The following is a 21,585-nucleotide window of genomic DNA, read 5'->3' on the forward strand; positions in this document are numbered from 1 at the left end:
GCACCATGTCTGACTCAATCATTGCAATCGTTCCCGCGGCGGGCGTCGGCGCCCGCGCCAGCCACCCCGGCGCGGAGCCCGTGCCAAAACAATATCGTCCATTGGCCGGACAGCCCATGTTGCGCCACGCGGTACAGGCGTTGCTGGCCGACGACCGTGTTTCCCAGGTGCGCGTGGCCGTGACGCCGGGCGACGGCTGGGTGGATGCGGCGCTGGCCGGCCTGCCGCGCACGGTGTGGCGGGCCTGCGGCGGGGCGACTCGCGCGGATACCGTCGAAGGCGCCTTGGCCGACAGCGGTGTGGCCGATGATGTCTGGGTGCTGGTCCATGATGCGGCGCGCCCCGGTTTGCCCGCGGCCGCGCTGCGCCGCCTGATCGACGCCTGCCTGGCGGACCCCGTGGGCGGCTTGCTGGCGCTGCCGGTTGCCGACACCGTCAAAGGCGGCCACGACCGGGTCGAGCGCACGCTGGATCGCAATGGCTTGTGGCTGGCGCAAACGCCACAGATGTTTCGGGCCGGCGTGCTGCGCGATGCGCTGACGGCGGCCTCCGTAAATGGCGTGACCGTCACTGACGAGGCCTCGGCCCTGGAAGCGGCCGGGTATGCGCCATTGCTGGTTCCCGGCGCCTTGCGCAATTTCAAGGTGACGTGGCCGGATGATTTCGAACTGATGGAAAAATGGTTATGAGCATTCCTTTTCGCGTCGGGCAGGGCTTTGACGTACACGCCTTGGTCGAAGGCCGCCCGCTGATCATCGGCGGCGTCACGATTCCCCACACGCATGGCTTGCTGGGGCATTCCGACGCGGACGTGCTGCTGCATGCGATCACCGACGCCCTGTTGGGCGCCGCAGGGCTGGGTGATATCGGCCGCCATTTCCCGGATACGGACCCGGCCTTCAAGGGCGCCGACAGCCGCGTGCTGCTGCGCGAAGCCATGGCGCGCGTGCGCAAGGCAGGTTGGACGCCGGTGAACATCGACGCCACGATTCACGCGCAAGCGCCCAAGATCGGCCCGCATGCGCCGGTCATGGTGGCGAACATCGCCGCTGACCTTGGCTTGGCAGAGACCGAGATCAACATCAAGGCCAAGACGAACGAAGGCTTGGGGTATCTGGGCCGCAAGGAAGGCATTGCGGCCACGGTCGTAGCGCTACTGGCTCGCACGTAAACCTGACCACGTTCCGACGCTAATGCAATGAAATTCCATTGCATTTACTTTGCTATACATCTTTAACAAATAAATAAGCGGGTCGGATTGATCTGGAATATTCTGCGCACCTCAATCTGCCTACATAGAGAAATTCAGATGCGTTTACGTGGCGTCGCCCTGTTTTCGGTCCTTGTTGCTGCGGCGTCGCCCGCGCACGCTGAGTTTGAACAACAGCTGGGACCCCTGGCAGGCGCCGTCAGACAGCAGATGCTGCAAGGCTGGACCGCCGCCGTGCAGGATGGCTGGTTCACGTTGCGCAACCCGGCCACTGCCGGGAGTGAACAAACGCTTTATCTTTCCGTGGGACCCGCGCCTGAACAGGGCCGCGTGACCGACGTGAATGTGGTCGTCAATTCGCAGAACCCGAAGGCGTCGATTGGCGTGGCGCTGAATAATCGCGCGAAGAAAAGCCTGTGCCTGATCGAGATTACGGCGGACAAGAGCACGATTCTGTTCTGTCTTGAAGGCCAGAACCGTCGCGATATCGCAACGGTTCCCAATCTGGCGAAGCTGGATGGCTCGGACCGCATCAAGGTGGTCGAATTGCCGGGCGCGGCCCGCTTCATCGTGAACGGCAAGATCATTGGCGACGTCACGGATTCGTCCGCGGTGGGCGGCGACATCGGCATCATGGCCTACGACGTCGGCACGTTCGGCATTGCGGATTTTTCGATCAATACCGACCTGGCTCCCCGCCAAGGCGCGCCCGCGCAACAAGGCAGCGGCTTGCCCCCACGCAGTGGCGCCACGGCGCCGGCGCCTGCCGGCTTGCCTCCACGTGGAGGCAGCGGTGGAGGCAGTGGTGGTGGCGCCAGCGCGCCGCAGACCAAGCCGGCGCCTGCACCCGCCAGCTCCGACAACTCGGGCTTGCCGGGTGCAGGTCCATACCCCCGGTTTGGCGGCGATACGCTGCGTATCGTGTCGGTGTACATCGGCATCATGCGCAGCATTTTCATGCACGAATTCGGCCATGCGCTGATCGGCGAACTGGAACTGCCGTCGACCGGCGCCGAAGAAGATGCGGTCGATATCTACGCGGCGCTTCAAATTGTTGAGCCGACGATGTACCCGTCGAACGACAAAGACGTGAACACCATGGCGCGTGACGCCGCGACCTACGCCGCCTTGCAGTGGTATTACAGCGGCAAGGTGGCGGAAAGCCGGGGTGCGTCCGAAACGTCGGCCTGGCAGGACGAGCACACGGGCGACCTGAAGCGCTTTCGCAACATGCTGTGCATCATGTACGGCGGCAACCCGTCGGTGTTCGAATCGGTGGCCAAGCACGTGGGGCTGGAAGACCGCACCAAGGCGCGTTGCGCTGATGAATTCAACAAGCAGAACCGTGCGTGGCGCAGAATCCTGGCGCCGCACACCCGTGTCGGCACCTGGTCGCCCGACGGGCAGCAGCCGGCCAATGCGCCCGGTGCGCCGGTCAACGTCACCTTCGAGCGGTCGTCGCGCAAGATCGGCAATCTGTTTGCGAACAATCTTTCCGAAGCCATCAGCAACAACATCAAGTTGCTTGGGCAAACCTATGTGCTGCCCCGGCCGGTGAACGTGGTGTTCAAGGACTGCGGCAAGCTCAATGCCTGGTACAACCCGCGCGAAGGCTCGATCACCATGTGCTATGAGCTGATCGAAAACATTGCGGTGATGATTTCCGACATCGAAATGGGCACGGTGGGCGGTGAAGTGGCGGCCAAGGATGGCGGGCGCGCGCCGCAGCAGCAACCCCAGCAGCAACCCCAGCAGCAGCCCCGGCAGTCGTCGCCGGGTCAGGGCATGCCGCCTAGCCCCATTGATGAGCTGGCAGACATGGGCGTGCCGCCTACGTCGCTGCTATTCGCCGCGCCGTATAAGGGCCCGACGCCGAACCAGATTTTCCGCGCCAAGCTGGTTACCACGGGCGACCTGGTTGGCATGATCAAGAACGACAAGAATCTGGTGATCGTAGACACCAGCGGACTCGCTGACACGCTGCCTATTTCCTATCCGCTGCCGGATGCGGGCTCGGATGGCAGCGTCACGGATCAGCTGCAAAGTGCGCTGGATTCCTGGCTGCTGAAAAAAGCGAACAACAATCGCGGTGCGTCAGTGGTGTTCGTGGGCGCCGGCATGAATGACCGTTCGTCCTACAACGCGGCATTGCGCGCCGGTTCGCTCGGCTGGTCCGCCTATTGGTATCGCGGCGGTGTTCAAGCCTGGGTCTCGAACGGCTTGCCGACCACCTCGGATATGGCGAAGAAGAACTAAGCTAGGGTTCCAGGCGGTTTTGCCAAACGCTTGCTCCAACGCTTTCCAAACAAAAACCCGCCTGTTTGCACAGGCGGGTTTTTTATTCGCAGGCAGCTTGGGCGGCTTACTTGCCTTGGGCAGCCAGCGCCAGCGCGGCGGCGTTGACCACGGCGGCGATACGGCCGGCGTCGCGCAGCTGTTCGGTCGACAGGCCGTCGTTCTTCAGGTTTTCATAGTGCGAGGCCACGCAGAAATGGCACTTGCCGATGATGGACGCCACCAGCGCAAACAGTTCGAAGCGCTTTTTCTCTACGCCGCCATGCGTGGCGTAGGCGTTCATGCGCAGCTGGGCCGGCAGGCTTTTCAGGTTGGCGTCGCCCGTCATTTCGACGTAGGGATACCAGGTGTTGTTCATGCCCATCAGCGCCGAGGCGGTCAGCGCGGCATTCGCGTCGCCTTCCGACAGGCCGCTCTTGAAGGCTTCAACCAGCACCGGGCTGCGCGCGGCGTAAGCGGCGGACAGGGCGGCGCCGACGGCGTCTTCAGGCGCAAGCGTCGAACGGGCAATGACGGCGTCCAGATTCAGGCGGATGTCCTTGGCCCAATCCGGCAGCTGTTCCTTAATGGTCGTAAGAAATTCCATAGTTTTTACCTATAATCTAGAGCAATTAAAGCCCAGCGCCGGGCCTGCAAGCAGACCCTTGGCCGGGCTGGAAATTACAGCGTAGCGCCGCCAACCGTACGGTTGCACGGGCACAGCTCATCGGTTTGCAGACCGTCGAGCAGACGCAGAACTTCTTCCGGGTTACGGCCGACGTTCAGGTTGTTCACCGAAACGTGCTGGATCGTGTTGTCCGGATCAACGATGAACGTGGCGCGCAGCGCAACGCCAGCACCCTTTTCACGGACGCCCAGTTGGTCGATCAGGGCACCGGTGGTGTCGCCGAATTGGTAGTGACCCAGCTTGTTCAGGTCCGGGTGCTCACGGCGCCATGCCAGCTTGACGAATTCGTTGTCGGTGGAGCCGCCCAGCAGGACAGCGTCGCGGTCTTCGAAATCCTTGGCCAGCTTGTTGAAGCCGACGATTTCGGTCGGGCACACAAACGTGAAGTCTTTCGGGTAGAAGTAGATCACCTTCCACTTGCCGGGGAACGAGCTTTCGGTGATGTCTTCAAACGCCGACACGCCATTTTCTTCGTGCTGGTTGAAGCCGGGCTTTACGCCGGTGACCTTGAAAGGCTCGAGTTTGTCGCCAACAGTTTTCATGTTTACTCCCAGTAGTTGTTGGTGGAGATAAGGCAGTGCCTTAAACCATAAATTCTACGCTATGGATTATCGTTGTCTAATTGATAATTCCTAAACTTGGCTTTGGGTAACTCTATCCGCGCGGTCAGTCCGCCGCCTTCGCGGGGCAGCATCCGCAGCGCGCCGCCCACGTGCTTGAGCAGGCGTTCGACGATGGCCAGACCCAGGCCCGCGCCGCTGACGCCAGTGCGAGCCGCCTCGCCACGCGAGAAGGGCCGCAGCAGGCGATCCACATCTTCGGGGGCGATGCCGGGGCCGCGGTCGGAAACCTCGATCACGATCATCGCGCCTTCAGCTTGCAGTGTCATGACCAAATGCGCCATGCCATCGCTGGAACGGCCATAACGGCGGGCGTTCTCGATCAGGTTGCTGACCACGCGCTTCAAGTCCAACGCCGTGATGCGCGCGCGCAGGCCCGGTTCCAGAGACGCGTCGAGCTCGCCGCCCAGCGACGCCGTGTGGCTGCGTTCGCGTTCGTAGAGTTCGGCCAGGACGGCGGAAATATCCGTTGCCAACTGCGGCAACGTGCCCGCCGGGCGCGCGTACTCCATCAGTTGCCCGATGCTGTGGTCGATCTGGCCAAGGTCTTCGTCGATGGCCTGGCGGGCGTCTTCCGACACGCCGCTGAGTTCGATTTCCAGCCGCATCCGTGCAAGCGGAGTTCGCAAGTCGTGTGAAATCCCCGCCAGCATGAGCTCCCGGTCGGCCTCGGCTTGCCGCAGATCTTTGGCCATCCGGTTGAAGGAGGCGTTCAGGTCGCGGATTTCAAGCGGGCCTTGTTCGGGCAGCGCCGCCGGCGTTTCGCCGCGCGACAGCACTTGCGCCGCGCGCGCCAGCCGCGACAAGGGCCGGTTCACGAAGCCCACGCTGACCGCCGCACCGACAAGGGAAAGCAGCAACGCGGTCGCGCCCCATCCCAGCCATTCGATCCCGCCCGTCAACCCGATCTGCTCGCGCTCGAACACCAGCCAATACAGATCTTTTTCAATCTGGAAGCTGACCCAGAACCCAGGCACCTGATTCACGCCCCAGGCAATCTGCGTTTCCGGGCCGAAGCGCGTGCGGATGTGCTGGGCAACGCGTTGCCAGTAGTCGTCGTCGGGGAGGGCTTCGGCAAAGTCGGTGACTTCGCGCGGGTAGACCTGGATGCCTTCGTTGGTGGCCAGGTCCAGCAGGAGCTTGCTGCGTTCGCCGTTATGCGAGTAGATCAGCGCCGTGCGTGTGATATTGACGGCCGTGATCACCCGCTGCGCCATTTGATTGGCGCGCGGCCCCAGCTCCATGCTGAAGAAGACTTGTAGCCACGCCCCCAGGCTCACCAGCATCAGCGCGGCGAGCAACAGGAACGTGCGGCCGAACAAGCCGAGCCGCAAACGTGAAGTCAAGTTCCTGAAGGTTCTGCGCAAGCGGGGCACGAGGCTGCGCTCCTGCCCGGGGCGGGCGAGCCGATCAGCTACCACCGTCCGGCACAAACACGTATCCGAGACCCCAAACGGTCTGGATGAACACGGGCTTGGACGGATTGGGTTCGATCAATTTGCGCAGGCGCGAGATCTGAACGTCGAGGCTGCGATCGAAAGCTTCGTATTCGCGGCCACGCGCCAGCTCCATGAGCTTGTCGCGGGACAGGGGAATCTTCGGATGGCGCGCAAATACCTTGAGCACCGAGAATTCACCGGTCGTGATCGGCACTTGTTCACCGTTGCGCGTGAGCGTGCGGGTGGACAAATTCAGCACGTACGGGCCGAAGGCGATGGACTCGTTTTCCTGGCTGGGAGCGCCGGGATGTTCCTCGGTACCGCGGCGGCGCAGGATCGCGTTGATCCGTGCCAGCAGTTCCCGGGGGTTGAAGGGTTTGGACAGGTAATCGTCCGCGCCCATCTCCAGGCCCACGATGCGGTCGATTTCTTCCGCCTTGGCCGTGAGCATGATGATGGGGGTATTGTCGTGGCCACCGCGCAGCCGGCGGCAGATGGACAAGCCATCTTCGCCGGGCAGCATCAGATCCAGCACAAGCAGATCAAAATGCTCGCGTTGCCAGAGTTTGCCCATCTCTTTGGCGTCTTCGGCAACGAAAACGTTGAATCCCTGCTCGGACAAATACCGGCGCAGCAAATCGCGCAAGCGCGGATCATCGTCGACGACGAGGATTTTTCGGGTGGGGGTGGTGTTTTGCGTATTCATGGCCGGAAATGTAACAGTGACAAGAACCAGCGGCTAGTGGGCGTTCACAAGATATTACACATTGCGAACCATGGTTGAAATCCCCCTTACAACCGGGGGCAGAGCCGCCGTATTTCGTACAATCTGCATCTATGGAACTAAACCTGCTGGCTTTGGAAACGTCTTCGTCCCGTTGTGGGGTGGCCCTTTTGCGGGCGGTCGATGGCCGTCTGGTGGTCAGTACCCGCGAACACGAGGGGTCTCAGGAGCATGCGGAACGCCTCTTGCCGATGGCAAATGAGTTGTTGGCGGAGTCTGGATTGGCTCCGGCCGCCCTGCATGCCGTGGCGTTTGGCCAGGGGCCGGGCGGCTTTACGGGCCTGCGCGTGGCCTGCGGCGTTGCCCAGGGCATGGGGCTAGGTTTAGGTATACCCGTTTTGCCCGTGGTGTCGCATCAGGCAGTGGCTGCGCAGGTGGCCGAGGCCAGCCCCGATGACGCGATTGTCGTGGCGTTGGACGCCCGCATGAACGAGGTCTATCTCGCCGTTTATCGGCAAACGGCCGCCACCGAAGGCGAGCCCGCCTGGGAGGTCTTGCAGCCGCCCTTGCTGATTGCAGCAGCAGAAGTCGTGCCCTGGACCGCGCATCACCTGGCGAACTGGTCGGCGCAAGCCGGCCGGCCATTGCAGCCGGTGCTGGCGGGAGACGCCTGGGACGCCTACGCTGCCGAGATGGAATTTCCCGATTTGTGGCGGCGCGCCTCGGATGTGCTGCGCCCCGAAGCCGCAAGCGTGGCCCGCCTGGCGCGCCAAGGTTGGCTGCGAGGCGAAGCCCTGCCGCCGGAGCAGGCCGCGCCGCTCTACGTGCGAGACAAAGTCGCCTTCACCACAGCCGAACGCATGCGTGGAGAAGGGGGCAATCCGAAGGCCCAGCCGTCGCTGGCGCCGGGCTTGAATCTGGCGCCGCAAGTGCTCACCGAGTCGGACCTGGACGAGGTCGTGGCGCTGGAAGCTCATGTCCAGGCCTTTCCCTGGACACGCGGCAATTTCGCGGATGCGCTGGCCACCGGCTATGGGGCGTGGGTGCTGCGCCGCGAAGGCAAGGTCGCGGGGTTCTGCATCCTGATGTTTGCCCCGGACGTCGCGCATCTGTTGGTGATCGCGGTTGCCAAGGAGCTGCATCGCCAGGGCTTGGGCGGCGTGCTGCTCGACTGGTGCGAGCAGCAGGCGCGCGAGCGTGGCCTTGAGGGTGTGCTGCTGGAAGTGCGGCCGTCGAATACATCGGCCGTCGCCTTCTACAAGCGGCACGGCTATTTGCAGATTGGCGTGCGCCGGGGCTATTACCCGGCGGAGAAGGGCACGCGTGAAGACGCGTTGGTGATGCAGAAGCGGTTCGCCGCCGTGACAGAGGTGGCGGCATGACGTTGCCGAACGCCGCCGCGCCCCGCGTCAATCCCCTGCAGCGAATATGGCTGCGCGAGATCGGGATGGAACGCCTGTGGCTGCGCCCGGCGCCAGCCGGTACGCCGCAAGCGCTTGTTTCCAAACCGGTTTTGCCGGCTACAGGGCTGGGTTCCACGCCGGGTTTTACGCCGGGTTCTACTCCCGGGTCGGCTCCCGGTTCTACTCCGGGTTCTATTCCCACTTCTACATCCGGTTCCACCCCCGGTTTTGCCCCCGCTTCCGCAGCGCCGGAAATGGAGGCTGTGCCCTCCCAGAGCGTTGCAGCCGAGCCCATCGTGGCCCAGGCGGCCCAGGCACACCCCCCCGCTGTCCGTCCCGCCGAACGAACCAGCGAACGAACCAGCGAACGAACCAGCGAACGCGCCAATGGGCGGCCGGGTATTCCCGCGTCCATCCTGAACCGCACTGGGCCGCCGCCGCGTCCCGTGCCCAAGACGGCCGAAGAAGAAGCCGTCGAAGCGCCGCGTATTCCGGTTGCCGAAGCGGTCAAGAACGCCAATCTGGACGAACTGCGTGAGCAGGTGGTGGCCTGCACGGCCTGTGGGCTGTGCCAGGGGCGCCGCCACGCGGTGTTTGGTCATGGGGCGACCCCTACCCGTTGGCTGGTCGTGGGCGAAGCGCCTGGCGAGCAAGAAGACCGTCAGGGGCATCCGTTCGTGGGCCGTTCCGGTCAATTGCTGGACGCGATGCTGGCTGCTGTTGGGATGAGCCGCGATACGGACGTTTTCATCACCAACGTCATCAAATGCCGTCCGCCGGGCAACCGCAATCCCAAGCCCGAGGAAATCGCCTCGTGCAGCCCGTACCTGATGCGGCAGATTGCGCTGCTCAAGCCTGAACGCATCCTGGTGCTGGGGCGGTTCGCCGCGCAGACGCTGCTGGGCACGGACGCCACGATCGGCAGCCTGCGCGGCCGCGTGCACGCGTTGAAGACGGACGAGGGCGGGGAAATCCCGGTCATCGTCAGCTACCACCCGGCGTATTTGCTGCGCAGCCCGTCCGAGAAGGCGCGGGCTTGGCAAGATCTGAAGCTGGCCTCGCGCATGGTCTGACCGCCGTCGCGGCCGTCATGGGTAGCGCTGTGGGCGCCCATGAACCGCCAAAAAGCTGCCAATAAAAAACCGGGTCCTGAGCCCGGTTTTTTATTGGCAGATCAAGCGCTTAGTGTGATGAATCAAGCGCTCGGCCGTGGCCTTCCTGGCCGATCTGGTCGTGCAGGTCGGGGTTGGCCTCCAAGTTGCGCTTGCTCCAGCGCATGAACACCACCATCAGCACGGCGACAACGGTGCCGAAGATCACGATGATGATGTTGATGGGCAGTTGCAGCCAGAGCAGCAGCGTGTACATCGCCACCATCAGCAGGATGTTCAACTGTTCGTTGAAGTTCTGGACGGCAATCGAATGGCCCGCCGACAGCAGCACGTGGCCGCGATGCTGCAGCAGCGCGTTCATGGGCACCACGAAGAAGCCCGCCAGACCGCCGGTGAGCAGCAGCAGCAGGTAGACGCTCCACGGCGAGTACACCAACGGCATCAGCAGCACGACCAGCCCCATGGCGGCGCCCACCGGCAGCACGGCCAGGGCGCGGCGCAGCGGAATCCGGCCCGCCAGGATCGACCCCACGACCGTGCCCAAGGCTGCCACGCCCATCAGCATCGACGCCTTGTCCAGCTGATAGCCCAGGTGGCTGCGGCCCCATTCGATCACGATCAGTTGCAGCGTGGCGCCCGCGCCCCAGAAGAGCGTGGTGACGGCCAGCGATATCTGGCCCAGCTTGTCTTTCCACAGCACGCGAACGTAGCCCCAGAACGTGCGGATCAGGCGCACCGGGTTCTTTTGCTGCGGCGGATAGCGCACGTGGGTGCGCGGAATCATCAGATTGCACAGGGCCGCCAGCAGGTAGACGAAGGCGATCACCAGGATGGCCGCTTCGGCGGGCGTGTGCACCAGGTTGCCGATGAACGAATGGCTGAGCAGCGCGGTGGACACCGACGACGAAATAAGCAGCCCGCCCAGCACCGTGCCCAGAATGATGGAGAAAACCGTCAGGCCTTCGATCCAGCTATTGCCCTTGACCAGCATGTGCGGGGGCAGCATCTCGGTGACGATGCCGTACTTGGCGGGCGAATAGGCGGCCGCGCCGATGCCGACGACCGCGTAGGCCGCGCACACCAGATAGGTTTGGTATTCGGGGGCGACGCCGATGCTGGCGTACGAGAACATCAGCAGGCAGCCGGCGACTTTCAGGGCGTTGGTGGAGAACATCACGCGGCCCTTGGGGAAGGAGTCGGCCAGGGCGCCAACAAAGGCCGCCAGGACCACGTAGGCCAGTGCGAACGACCATTTCATCATGGGCGCCAGCCAGTCAGGGCCGTGCAGCTCCTGTATCAAGGCGATGGCTGCGATGAACAGCGCATTGTCCGCCAATGACGAGAAGGCCTGCGCGGCCATGACCAGATAGAAACCACGTTTCAAGAATGTCCCCGTTCTTTGGCCTGAGCCCGGCCAGTCCGCGTGAAAATTATGTGTCGTGCCAAAAAGTGTCAGGAGTATAGCCGGTGGCTGGAACGGCACCATTGCGCGTTTGCCCGCGGGTTGACCGTTGCTGACGTTTAGGGACAGACTGCCTGCGGTATCATACGACCCATATGTGAGCCGGCCCTTGATGGGCCGGTTTGCAATCTATGCGGCAGGTCCGTTAACGCCTTTCGTTCAACCCACCCCGTCGTCATCGTACTGTGCGTCTCACTCAGCTAAAACTCGCCGGCTTCAAGTCCTTCGTTGATCCCACCGTGATCCCCGTGCCCAGCCAATTGGTGGGCGTGGTGGGTCCCAATGGCTGCGGGAAATCGAACATCATTGACGCCGTGCGCTGGGTGCTTGGCGAGGCCAAGGCCTCGGAACTGCGCGGCGAGTCCATGCAGGACGTCATTTTCAACGGCTCCGGCAACCGCAAGCCTGCGGCGCGGGCCTCGGTGGAAATGGTGTTCGACAACAGCGAAGGGCGCGCTGCCGGCCAATGGAGCACCTACGCCGAAATCGCCGTGCGCCGCGTGTTGACCCGCGACGGCACCAGCAGCTACTTCGTCAATAACCAGCAAGTCCGCCGCCGCGACATCCACGACATCTTCCTGGGCACTGGCCTGGGCGCACGCGGGTACGCCATCATCGGGCAGGGCATGATCAACCGCCTGATCGAGGCGCGCCCTGAAGAACTGCGGGTGTTTTTGGAAGAAGCGGCTGGGGTGTCGCGCTACAAAGAACGCCGCCGCGAGACCGAAAACCGCCTGTCCGACACGCGCGAAAACCTGACCCGCGTGGAAGACATTCTGCGCGAGCTGAACAGCCAGCTGGAAAAGCTTGAGGCGCAGGCCGAAGTGGCCACGCGCTATCGCGAATTGCAAGCCGACGGCGAAAAGAAGCAGCATTCCCTGTGGTTCCTGAAGGAAACCGGGGCGCGCGAAGAGCGCGCCAAGAAAGCCCAGGAAATGGCCCAGGCCCAAAACGAGCTCGAATCCGCCATTGCCGGCCTGCGGGCAGGCGAGGCCGCGCTGGAATCCCGGCGCCAGGCTCACTATGCGGCCAGCGACGCCGTCCACACCGCGCAGGGCGCGCTGTACGAAGCCAACGCCCAGGTCAGCCGCCTGGAGGCCGAAATCCGCCATGTGGTGGATTCGCGCAACCGCTTGCAGTCCCGCCGCGACCAGCTTCAGCAGCAGATCGCGGAATGGACCAGCCAGCGCGAGCACTGCACCGAACAGATCGCCCAGGCCGAAGACGACCTGGCCGCCGCCGCCGCCCGCACGGAAGAAGCGCGCGCCACGGCGGAAGACGCGCAGGCGGGCTTGCCCTCGGTCGAGCAGCGCGTGCGCGAAGCCGCGTCCGGGCGCGACGAGATGCGCGCCGCCCTGGCCCGCGTCGAACAGAACCTGGCGCTGGTTGCACAGACCCAGCGCGACGCCGATCGCCAAATGCAGGTCCTGGAGCAGCGCCGCGAGCGCTTGCAGCAGGAACTGCGCGAATTGCACGCCCCGGACCCCGTCCGCCTGGAGCAACTGGCCGGCGACCGCCTGGCCGGCGAAGACCAGTTGGAAGAGGCCCAGGAAGAACTGGCCACGCTGGAAGGCCGTGTGCCGGAAGCGGATGCCGAGCGCAGCCGCGCCCAGGCCGCCGCCCAGACCGACGCCCAGAATCTGGCGCGTCTGGAAGCCCGTCTGTCCGCGCTGGTGAAGTTGCAGGAAGACGTGCAGAAGCAGGGGGCGCTGGAACCCTGGCTGGCCAAGCACGAGCTCGCCGGGCTGTCGCGCCTGTGGCAGAAGCTGCATGTTGAGCCGGGCTGGGAAACCGCCCTGGAATCCGCGCTGCGCGAACGCATGGCGTCGATGGAAGTGCGCAACCTGGACTGGGCCCGCGCCTTCGCTGAAGACGCGCCGCCCGCCCGGCTGGCGTTCTACCAGTTGCCCGTGGCGGCCCCGACGCCGCCCGCGCCGGCCGGCCTGACGCCGCTGGCCAGCTTGCTGCGCATCACCGACCCTGACCTGCGCACGTTGCTGAACGACTGGCTGGCGGGTATTTACACCGCCACCGATGTGACGCAGGCCCTGGCCATGCGCGCAACCTTGCCCGCCGGCAGCGCCTGCGTGGTCAAGGCCGGCCACCTGATCGACGCGCACAGCGTGCGTTTCTACGCGCCTGATTCCGAACAAGCCGGCCTGCTGGCGCGCCAGCAGGAAATCGAAAACCTGCAACGCGAGATCAAGGCCCAGCAACTGATCGCCGATCAGGCGCGCGCCGCCGTTGCCCGTGCCGAAGCCGCCTGGCAGCAAGTGTCCCAGGCCATCGCCCCGGCGCGCACGCGCGTGGCCGAAGTCACGCGCCGGGTGCACGACATCCAGCTGGAGCACTCGCGGCTGCAACAGCAAGCCGAGCAATCCGGCGAACGCGCGTCGCGCTTGCGCCAGGACTTGGAAGAAATCAAGGTTCAGGAAGAAGACCTGCGCGCCACACGCGAAGAGGCCGAAGCCCGCTTCGAGACGCTGGACGAAGAACTGGCCGAACATCAATCCCGTTTTGCCGACGCCGAAATCGACGGCGAAACGCTGGCCGCCCAGGCCGAAGCCGCCCGCACGCGTCTGCGTGAACTGGAGCGCGCCGCGCAGGAAGCAGAATTTGCCGAGCGCGGCATCCAGGTCCGCATCACCGACTTGCAGCGTAATCAGCAATTGGCCGCCGACCAGAGCCAGCGCGGCTCGGTCGAACTCGAACAACTGATGGGCGACCTGGTTGAACTGGATGCGTCCGCTTCCCAGGCCGGCCTGCAAGATGCGCTGGAAGCGCGCGCCGAGCGCGAGGAAGCGTTGTCGCGCGCGCGCCAGGAAATGGAAAATCTGGCCGCCTTGCTGCGCGGCGCCGACGAAGACCGGCAGCAGCAAGAGCAGACGTTGGAACCGCGCCGTGCGCGCATCATGGAATTGCAGTTGCAGGAACAGGCGGCCCGTCTGGCCGAAGAGCAGTTCACCGAACAGCTGAACGCGCGTGAAGTCGACCGCGAAGCGCTGGCTCAATATTTGGCCAATCAGCCCGACGAATGGCGCCGCGCCAGCTGGTTGCAGCAGGAAGTGGGGCGTATCTCACGCCAGATCGAATCGCTGGGTTCGGTCAACCTGGCGGCGCTGGACGAATTGAACACGTCGCGCGAACGCAAGGGCTTCCTGGATTCGCAAAACCAAGACTTGATGACCGCCATCGAGACCCTGGAAGACGCCATCCGCAAGATCGACCGCGAAACCCGCGAGCTGCTGCAAGAGACGTTCAACGTCGTGAACGGCCACTTCGGCGAACTCTTCCCCAAGCTCTTTGGCGGGGGCGAGGCCAAGCTCAGCATGACCGGCGAAGAAATTCTCGACGCGGGCGTGCAGGTGATGGCCCAGCCGCCCGGCAAGCGCAACAGCACGATTCACCTCTTGTCCGGCGGCGAAAAAGCACTGACCGCGACTGCGCTGGTGTTCGCGCTGTTCAAACTGAATCCGGCGCCGTTCTGCTTGCTGGACGAAGTGGACGCGCCGCTGGACGACGCCAACACCGAACGCTACGCCAACCTGGTCGCCAACATGAGCGAGCAAACCCAATTCTTGTTCATTTCGCATAACAAGATCGCCATGCAGATGGCCAAGCAACTGATTGGTGTAACCATGCAAGAGCAAGGGGTTTCGCGTATCGTTGCGGTAGACATAGATTCGGCCGTGCAAATGATGGCCTCCGAAGCGGCATAACCCCCAATATTTAGAATGGCGCCGCCCCCCGGCGCGGGATTTACACATGAGTGATTTGCAGATTGGGCTGATCGCCCTGGGCGTCTTGCTGATACTGCTGGTGCTGGGATTCAACTGGTGGCAGGATCGGCGCGTCCGGCGCAAGATGCAGAGCCATTTCCCCACCTCTGAACAAGATCCGTTGCTGGGTGCTGGCGCAGGCGCTGCGGCCGGTACGGCGGCAGCGGCCGCCACGGCCACGACCCGTCGCGAACCCGGCATGGGTGGCGACGCGCCGCGCGCGCCCGGCCAGCCCGCCCCGGTTGATCCGGGCAGCGACGCCGACGACGCCGAAGAACCCGATCCCGCTTGCGAAGTGGTCATCGAAATCAATTTCGCGGAACCCGTGCGGGGCGCGGATCTGCTGCCCTACATGCAAAGCCTGCGCCACGTGGGCCGCAAGCCCATGCGTGTGTTCGCTGAAACGGACCAGCGCCGCCATCGTGCGCGCGTGCATGCCGGCGAGTCGTACGCGTCCATGCAATTGGCTGTGTTGCTGGCCAACCGCAGCGGCCCGCTGACCGCCATCGAATGGTCGCAGGCCTGGGCGCGCGCCCAGGATATGGCCGAACGCTTCGACGCCACCATCGAAGGCCCGGACCAGCAAGCCGTGCTGGAGCAGGGCGCCCGCCTGGACGACACCTGCGCCGCGCTGGACACCCAGGTTGGCCTGACCTTGATGCTGGGCGCGGCCCAACCCGCCGCCGAAGTGCTGGCCGTTGCCCGCGATTCCGGCTTCGTGTCGGATGGCAACCGCCTGGCCTGGCCTGCTGAAAACGGCGTCACCCGCTTCACCTTGTCGCGCGCCGACGGCGCCGCGTTCGACGCGGGCATGGGCGGCGTTGAGCGCCTGTACCTGCTGCTGGATGTGCCGTGCGCACCCGCCGACACCCGCGCCTTTGGCCGCATGGTCGATGTGGGCCGCGACCTGGCCTCGCGCTTGCGCGCTGAACTGGTCGATGACCAGGGCAAGCCGCTGGCCGATGGGTCGGAAACGGTCATCGACGAACGGCTGCAAGTGCTGTTCGAACAGCTCGAGCAAGCGGGCCTGCCCGCCGGAAGCGAGCGTGCTCAACGGGTGTTTGCTTAATGAGCAGCAAGTCCGAAGCGGAAAGTCCGGCCCAAACCGCAGCGCGCCTGCGGGCCGAACTTGAGCAGCACAACGTCCGCTATTACGTCTACGACGAGCCGTCGGTCTCGGATGCCGAGTACGACGGCCTGATGCGCCAGCTTGAAGCCCTTGAGGCCGAGCACCCTGAACTGGTTACGCCCGAATCGCCCACGCAACGCGTGGGCGCGGCGCCTGTGTCCGCCTTCGGCAGCGTGCGTCACGCCGTGCCGATGCTGTCGCTGAATAACGCGTTCGACGAAGAAGAAGTTGCGGCCTTCGACCGCCGCGTGACGGATACGCTGCGCGGCGCAGGCATGTTGGGTCCGGCGCAGCAAGCCGATTACTTCTGTGAGCTGAAGCTGGACGGGCTGGCGATCAGCCTGCGCTACGAGGATGGCCGTCTGGTGCAGGCCGCCACCCGCGGCGACGGCCAGACGGGCGAAGACGTTACGTCCAACATCCGCACGATCAAGGCGATTCCGCTGCAGCTGAAGGGCGCAGCCCCCAAGGTGCTGGAAGTGCGCGGCGAAGTGCTGATGAACCGCGCCGACTTCGAAAAGCTGAACGTGGCCCAGGCCAAGCGCGACGAGAAAGTCTTCGTCAATCCGCGCAACGCCGCGGCGGGCAGCTTGCGCCAGCTTGACCCCCGCATCACCGCCAAGCGGCCGTTGCGATTCTTCGCCTACGGTTGGGGCGAGGTGCAAGGCCTGCCTGGCACGCAGAACGGTCTCTTCGACGAAGCCTCGGCAGGCGCGGGGCAAGCGTCGCAGTTGCCCGAGAAGTCGCACGGCGCGATGCTGGCCTGGCTGCATGAGCTGGGCTTGCCGGTCAACCTGATGCATAACCATCGCGCGACGGGCGCTGAAGGCCTGATGGCCTTCTACGCCAAGGTCGGCGCGCTGCGTGCCTCCTTGCCCTACGACATCGACGGCGTGGTCTACAAAGTGGATTCACTGCCCGCCCAGAAGGTGTTGGGCTTTGTGGCGCGCGCCCCGCGCTTCGCGCTGGCGCACAAGTTCGCCGCCGAAGAAGCCACCACGACCTTGCTGGATATTGAAGTGCAGGTGGGCCGCACGGGCGCCATCACCCCGGTCGCGCGGCTGAAGCCCGTGTTCGTGGGCGGCGTCACCGTCACCAACGCTACGCTACACAACGAAGACGAGATCCGCCGCAAGGATGTACGCAAGGGCGATACGGTCATCGTGCGCCGTGCGGGCGACGTGATTCCCGAAGTGCTGGGGCCGGTGCTGGAAAAGCGGCCCGACGATGCGCAGGAATTCGTCATGCCCACGGCCTGCCCGGTCTGCGGCTCGGCCATCGAACGGCTGGAAGACGAAACCATCGCCCGTTGTACCGGCGGCCTGTTCTGCGGCGCGCAGCGCAAGCAGACGCTGTGGCACGCCGCCAGCCGCAAGGCGCTGGACATCGAAGGGCTGGGCGAAAAGCTGGTGGACCAACTGGTCGACAGCGGCCGTGTGAAAACGCTGGCTGACCTGTACAGCCTGCGTCCGCTGGAGCTGGTGGGGCTGGACCGCATGGGTCAGAAATCTGCCGACAACCTGGTGGCCGCTATCGACAAGGCGCGCGAACCCGGTCTGAACCGCCTGCTGTTCGCGCTGGGCATTCGTCATGTGGGCGAAACCACAGCGCGCGACGTGGCGAGGCATTTCGGCAGCATTGACGCCATCATGGATGCCGACGAAGAGGCCTTGTCGTCGGTGCCAGACGTGGGGCCGGTTGTGGCCGCATCCATCCGCCGCTTCTTTGCCGAACAGCACAACCGCGACGTGATCGAGCAGTTGAAGGCGCAAGGCGTGAATCCCGTTGCCGAGGCTGCGCCGCAAGACACGACGCTGGCGGGCAAGACCTTTGTGCTGACTGGCACGCTGCCCAACTGGACGCGCGAAGAAGCGTCCATGCACATCCAGGCGGCGGGCGGCAAAGTCAGCGGCTCGGTGTCCAAGAAGACGGCCTATTTGGTGGCAGGCGCTGAGGCGGGCAGCAAGCTCACCAAGGCGCAGGAACTGGGCGTGACCGTGTTGGACGAAGATGCATTGAAGGAACTGCTGGGCATGTCGTAGCCGGGGTGGGTCAACGGAAGTTGATCGCCCGGCAGTGATCCCCCGCCAGTAGATCGGCCCGCAAAACAAAAAAGCTGCACGCCCTTGGGCGCACAGCTTTTTTTTTGGCCCTGAACAAAAGCTGCACGCCCCAGGGCGCGCAGCTTTTTTTTGTCCCTGAACGTACGATCTGCACGGGCGAAAAAAAACTGCCCGCATCGGCGGGCAGTTTTGGGTCTGGCGCAGGCTTACTGAATCTTGGCCTTGTCGCGCAGTTGCTTCTGGTAGTCGGCCAGGGTTTGCTGGCGCAGCATTTCTTCCAGTTGCGGACGCACTTGATCCAGCGGCGGGAATTCCACCGGGCGGGTGTCCTCAACCTTGATGATGTGCCAGCCGAACTGGGTTTGGACCGGCTTGTCGACCAGTTCGCCCTTCTTCAGCTGAGTCACGGCTTGCGCGAACGGCTGGACGTAGTTGGTCGGGGGAGCCCAACCCAGATCGCCACCCTTTTCGGCGCTGCCGGGGTCCTTCGAGTTCTTCTTGGCCAGATCGTCGAACTTGTTCTTGTTGCTCTTGATCTGAGCCAGCAGGTCATTGGCCGTCTTCTCGTCTTCGACGAGGATATGACGGACCTTGTATTCCATCTTGCCGGCTTGTTCCTTCTTGATCTTCTCGTATTCCGCCGTGACCTTGGCGTCCGACACCGGGTTCTTGGCCAGGTAGTCGGCCATCAGGGCGCGGACCAGGATGCCTTGGCGGGCCAGTTCGATCTCGGTCTGAACGTCGGCCTGCTTGGCGATGCCGCTGGATTCAGCAGCTTGCACGAAGATTTGGCGGTTGATCATTTCCTGCTTGACCTGTTCGCGCAGTTGCGGCGAATCGGTCGCGCCTTGGCTGACCAGCAGCTTGACGAATTGATCCAAATTCTTTTGCGGAATGGCCTTGCCGTTAACGGTGGCCACGTTCTGCGCGAAAGCAGGCACGGCGATGACGCAGGCCGCAGCCAGCATGACGATGCGTTTCATGAATATCCTTTTACTTTCTATTTGGGAGCCTGGGCATCTAGCGCAAGCGCATGAATCGGATAGGGGATCAAATCTTGCAAATGATGATACACCAGCCTATGGCGCGCCACGGCGGAGAGCCCTGCAAAGCAAGGCGCCACGATGTGCACGCGATAATGGCCGGCGCCGTTTTTACTGCCTTCGTGGCCGGCATGCAAATGCGAGTCGTCCAGAATGTCCAAAGTGAGGGGTTCCAGGGCGGCTAGGCGCTCCCGGATCAGGGCGATGCGATCGGTGGTGTCTGACATGGCGGCAATATGAAAGTTCCGGCGCGCGCAGCCGGTTTAGCGCGCGCGCCGAGGGTTTATTAGGCCGTCTGGCGGATCAGGGCTTGGTCGGCGGGGTGCCGGAGCCGGCGTTTTCGTCCGTCTGGATGTGCTTGCCCAGCCACACTGACTGGCCAATCACGAAGACGACCATCAGGCCCATCAGGCCAAATGCCTTGAAGCTCACCCATTGCGATTCGGTGAAGTGGCCGGAAAATGCCACATACAGATTCAGCGCGCCGGCGACGAGGAAGAAGGCTGCCCAGACCAGGTTCAGCTTGTCCCAGGCGGCATCAGGCAACTGGATCTGCTTTTCCATCAGGCGGCGGATCAGGTTGCGGCCAAACAGCAGGCGGGCAAACAGCAGCGCGCCGCCAAACATCCAATACAGCACGGTGGGCTTCCACTTGATGAAGACGTCGCTGTGCAGCCAGATCGTGGCGCCGCCAAAGACCAGGATCACCGTGAGGTTGATCCAGTGCATGGCTTCGGTGGCGCGGCCTGTTGCCTTCAGCCAGATAATCTGCAGCACGGCCGCCGCCATGGCGACGCCCGTCGCGATGAAGATGTCCGTGTACCGATAGGCAATGAAGAACAGGAACAGCGGGAACAGGTCGAACAGAAACTTCTTCATTCAGTCTTCTATGGGTTCAAACGTCATCGACAGGGAATTGATGCAATAGCGCAGCCCGGTGGGCTCCGGGCCGTCGGGGAAGACGTGTCCCAGATGCGAGTCGCAGACGTTGCACAGCACTTCGGTGCGCACCATGCCGTGGCTGACGTCGCGTTCTTCGCGAACCAGTTCCGGGTCCAGCGCCTGGAAGTAGCTGGGCCAGCCACAGCCGGCGTCGAATTTGGTGTCGGATGCGAACAGCGCCGTGCCACAGCCTACGCAGCGGTAGATGCCCGGCGTGGTCGTATTCCAGTAACGCCCGGTGAACGCGCGTTCGGTACCCTTTTGGCGGGTGACCACGTATTCTTCGGGGGAAAGTTGTGCACGCCATTCGGCGTCGGTTTTGCGTACTTTTTCCATATCAGCTCTTGGAGTCCCGATGCCCGAAATGGTTCGGGCATAATTCCGCCCCATGTTAATCGAGTTTGACCAGGCGGTAGTGGCTACGCCCCAGGCGGAAGTGTTGCGCGGGGTGAGCGTAACCCTGGCCGAACGCCGCATCGGCATCGTCGGCCCCAATGGTGCTGGAAAGAGCACGCTGGCCCGGCTGATCAATGGTCTGGTGCTGCCCTCAGCGGGAAGCGTCCGGGTAAATGGGCTGGATACCCGGCACGATTTGAAAGCCGTGCGCCGCCAGGTTGGATTCGTTTTTCAAAATCCCGAAAATCAGATTGTCTTTCCCATCGTGCGGGAAGACCTGGCGTTTGGCCTGAAAAATCTGGAACGGGACAAGGCGCTGCGAGAAACGCGCATCGATGCCCAACTGGGCGCGTTGGGCGTGGGGCATCTGGCCGATCGCACCAGCCACACGCTGTCGGGCGGTGAACGCCAACTGGTGGCGCTGGCGGCCGTGCTGGTCATGGAACCGGCGTTGATTGTCTTTGACGAGCCCACCACGCAACTGGACTTGCGCAACCGCAACCGCGTGCGCCGCGCCATTGCCGAGCTGCCGCACGATGCCATCGTCGTCAGCCATGATCTGGAACTGCTGGAAGATTTCGACCGTGTGCTGGTCGTGCGTGACGGCGGCATCGCCGCTGACGACGCGCCGGCTGCCGCCCTGCGCTGGTACCGGGAGCACTGCGCATGATGGAGCCGCTATACGTCGCCGGCCGGTCGCCGCTGCACCGGCTGCCGGCGTGGCTGAAGCTGGCCGCGCTGGTCGCGGCTGGGGCGGGGCTGTTCGTGCTGCGCGACCCGCGCTGGCTGGCCCTGGCGTTTGCGCTGGCGGCGATCCTCGTCTGGTCCACGGGCGTTACGGCGCGTGCCGTCTGGCGCCAGGTGCGCGGGCTGCTCTGGGTGCTGCTGGCGGTGGGTCTGTTTACGGGATGGTTTCAGGGCTGGATTGACGCGCTGGCCGTCCTGTTGCGCGTGGGCGCCATGGTGGGCCTGGCGCTGGCCGTCACGCTGGCGACTCGGACGTCCGACCTGATCGACGTCTGCGAACGTGTGCTGAAACCGTTGGAACGCATTGGCCTGGTGGATGCCGGCAAGGTAGCGCTGGCGCTAGCCCTGGCCTTGCGCTTCGTGCCAGAAATCTGGCGAAATTTTCAGGAAATCCGTGAAGCCCAAGCCGCTCGCGGCCTGGGCGCGCACCCCGTCGCCCTGATCGTGCCCCTGATCGTGCTGACCCTTAAGCGCGCCCAGGAAGTGGCCGAAGCCATCGATGCGCGCAGCCCCTGACGGCGGCGTGCTCGTTTTGACCCTCTGGAAGGTAAGAC

General features: G+C 63.8%; 19 protein-coding genes. 10 read left to right on the plus strand and 9 right to left on the minus strand.

The features are described 5' to 3' along the window. Positions 1 to 5: 5 nt before the first annotated feature. The 3 genes from ispD to HV765_RS09155 all read left to right on the plus strand — a co-directional run bounded on the left by ispD (position 6) and on the right by HV765_RS09155 (position 3,466). Positions 6 to 689: a 2-C-methyl-D-erythritol 4-phosphate cytidylyltransferase gene (gene ispD, locus HV765_RS09145; protein ID WP_054424136.1), complete on the plus strand. Its 684-nt coding sequence runs from the start codon at positions 6 to 8 to the stop codon at positions 687 to 689. After that, positions 686 to 1,171 (plus strand): 2-C-methyl-D-erythritol 2,4-cyclodiphosphate synthase, encoded by a 486-nt coding sequence (ispF, locus tag HV765_RS09150; protein ID WP_175169590.1) that lies wholly within the window; start codon positions 686 to 688, stop codon positions 1,169 to 1,171. The genes ispD and ispF overlap by 4 nt, the downstream gene beginning before the upstream one ends. A 138-nt stretch (positions 1,172 to 1,309) precedes the next feature. After that, the gene (locus tag HV765_RS09155) at positions 1,310 to 3,466 is read left to right on the plus strand and encodes a DUF4344 domain-containing metallopeptidase (RefSeq protein ID WP_054424132.1); all 2,157 of its coding nucleotides are present in this window, start codon (positions 1,310 to 1,312) and stop codon (positions 3,464 to 3,466) included. Between the two features lie 106 nt (positions 3,467 to 3,572). Here HV765_RS09155 and HV765_RS09160 read toward each other — a convergent pair whose 3' ends face one another. From HV765_RS09160 to risA, 4 genes are all read right to left on the minus strand, one after another. Then, positions 3,573 to 4,091, minus strand: coding sequence for a carboxymuconolactone decarboxylase family protein (locus HV765_RS09160; RefSeq protein WP_006223770.1), 519 nt, complete (start codon positions 4,089 to 4,091; stop codon positions 3,573 to 3,575). 74 nt (positions 4,092 to 4,165) lie between these two features. Then, a complete protein-coding gene (locus HV765_RS09165; protein WP_006217982.1) occupies positions 4,166 to 4,714 on the minus strand; it encodes a peroxiredoxin in 549 nt (182 codons plus the stop codon). 59 nt (positions 4,715 to 4,773) lie between these two features. Beyond that, entirely contained in the window at positions 4,774 to 6,168 is a 1,395-nt protein-coding gene (gene risS, locus HV765_RS09170) for a sensor histidine kinase RisS (RefSeq protein ID WP_054424126.1), read from the minus strand. Positions 6,169 to 6,202: 34 nt separating this feature from the next. Next, positions 6,203 to 6,937 (minus strand): response regulator transcription factor RisA, encoded by a 735-nt coding sequence (gene risA, locus HV765_RS09175; protein ID WP_003813882.1) that lies wholly within the window; start codon positions 6,935 to 6,937, stop codon positions 6,203 to 6,205. 131 nt (positions 6,938 to 7,068) lie between these two features. Here risA and tsaB point away from each other — a divergent pair, with 131 nt between their 5' ends. Together tsaB and HV765_RS09185 are read left to right on the plus strand one after the other, a co-directional pair. Continuing rightward, the gene (gene tsaB, locus HV765_RS09180) at positions 7,069 to 8,337 is read left to right on the plus strand and encodes a tRNA (adenosine(37)-N6)-threonylcarbamoyltransferase complex dimerization subunit type 1 TsaB (RefSeq protein WP_175169591.1); all 1,269 of its coding nucleotides are present in this window, start codon (positions 7,069 to 7,071) and stop codon (positions 8,335 to 8,337) included. Then, positions 8,334 to 9,431: a uracil-DNA glycosylase gene (locus HV765_RS09185; protein WP_175169592.1), complete on the plus strand. Its 1,098-nt coding sequence runs from the start codon at positions 8,334 to 8,336 to the stop codon at positions 9,429 to 9,431. The genes tsaB and HV765_RS09185 overlap by 4 nt, the downstream gene beginning before the upstream one ends. 109 nt (positions 9,432 to 9,540) lie before the next feature. Here HV765_RS09185 and lplT read toward each other — a convergent pair whose 3' ends face one another. After that, a complete protein-coding gene (gene lplT, locus HV765_RS09190) occupies positions 9,541 to 10,854 on the minus strand; it encodes a lysophospholipid transporter LplT (RefSeq protein ID WP_054424120.1) in 1,314 nt (437 codons plus the stop codon). A gap of 263 nt (positions 10,855 to 11,117) precedes the next feature. Here lplT and smc point away from each other — a divergent pair, with 263 nt between their 5' ends. From smc to ligA, 3 genes are read left to right on the plus strand one after another with little or no spacing between them, the layout of a single operon-like run. Further along, complete coding sequence (smc, locus tag HV765_RS09195) at positions 11,118 to 14,651, plus strand: chromosome segregation protein SMC (protein ID WP_054424118.1); 3,534 nt, start codon at positions 11,118 to 11,120, stop codon at positions 14,649 to 14,651. Between the two features lie 46 nt (positions 14,652 to 14,697). After that, positions 14,698 to 15,780 carry a cell division protein ZipA C-terminal FtsZ-binding domain-containing protein gene (locus tag HV765_RS09200; RefSeq protein WP_054424117.1) on the plus strand — a complete coding sequence of 361 codons (1,083 nt, stop codon included), beginning with the start codon at positions 14,698 to 14,700 and terminating at the stop codon, positions 15,778 to 15,780. Beyond that, on the plus strand, positions 15,780 to 17,882 hold the full coding sequence (gene ligA / locus HV765_RS09205; RefSeq protein ID WP_175169593.1) for an NAD-dependent DNA ligase LigA: 2,103 nt from the start codon (positions 15,780 to 15,782) through the stop codon (positions 17,880 to 17,882). The genes HV765_RS09200 and ligA overlap by 1 nt, the downstream gene beginning before the upstream one ends. Before the next feature lie 227 nt (positions 17,883 to 18,109). Here the strand turns inward: ligA and HV765_RS09210 are convergent, their stop codons facing one another. The 4 genes from HV765_RS09210 to msrB all read right to left on the minus strand — a co-directional run bounded on the left by HV765_RS09210 (position 18,110) and on the right by msrB (position 20,224). Next, the gene (locus tag HV765_RS09210; RefSeq protein WP_054424114.1) at positions 18,110 to 18,886 is read right to left on the minus strand and encodes a peptidylprolyl isomerase; all 777 of its coding nucleotides are present in this window, start codon (positions 18,884 to 18,886) and stop codon (positions 18,110 to 18,112) included. Between the two features lie 17 nt (positions 18,887 to 18,903). After that, positions 18,904 to 19,173 (minus strand): BolA family protein, encoded by a 270-nt coding sequence (locus tag HV765_RS09215; protein ID WP_054424111.1) that lies wholly within the window; start codon positions 19,171 to 19,173, stop codon positions 18,904 to 18,906. A gap of 76 nt (positions 19,174 to 19,249) precedes the next feature. Beyond that, positions 19,250 to 19,825 carry a septation protein A gene (locus HV765_RS09220; RefSeq protein ID WP_054424109.1) on the minus strand — a complete coding sequence of 192 codons (576 nt, stop codon included), beginning with the start codon at positions 19,823 to 19,825 and terminating at the stop codon, positions 19,250 to 19,252. Continuing rightward, positions 19,826 to 20,224 carry a peptide-methionine (R)-S-oxide reductase MsrB gene (gene msrB, locus HV765_RS09225; protein WP_054424108.1) on the minus strand — a complete coding sequence of 133 codons (399 nt, stop codon included), beginning with the start codon at positions 20,222 to 20,224 and terminating at the stop codon, positions 19,826 to 19,828. Positions 20,225 to 20,276: 52 nt separating this feature from the next. On the opposite strand from msrB, the gene HV765_RS09230 reads away from it, so the two are divergent. Together HV765_RS09230 and HV765_RS09235 are read left to right on the plus strand one after the other, a co-directional pair. After that, positions 20,277 to 20,954: an energy-coupling factor ABC transporter ATP-binding protein gene (locus HV765_RS09230; RefSeq protein ID WP_054424106.1), complete on the plus strand. Its 678-nt coding sequence runs from the start codon at positions 20,277 to 20,279 to the stop codon at positions 20,952 to 20,954. Further along, the gene (locus tag HV765_RS09235; protein ID WP_054424104.1) at positions 20,951 to 21,547 is read left to right on the plus strand and encodes an energy-coupling factor transporter transmembrane component T family protein; all 597 of its coding nucleotides are present in this window, start codon (positions 20,951 to 20,953) and stop codon (positions 21,545 to 21,547) included. The genes HV765_RS09230 and HV765_RS09235 overlap by 4 nt, the downstream gene beginning before the upstream one ends. The last annotated feature ends 38 nt before the right edge of the window (positions 21,548 to 21,585 follow it).

It is taken from the genome of Achromobacter kerstersii, from assembly GCF_902859595.1.
Lineage (GTDB): Bacteria > Pseudomonadota > Gammaproteobacteria > Burkholderiales > Burkholderiaceae_B > Achromobacter > Achromobacter kerstersii.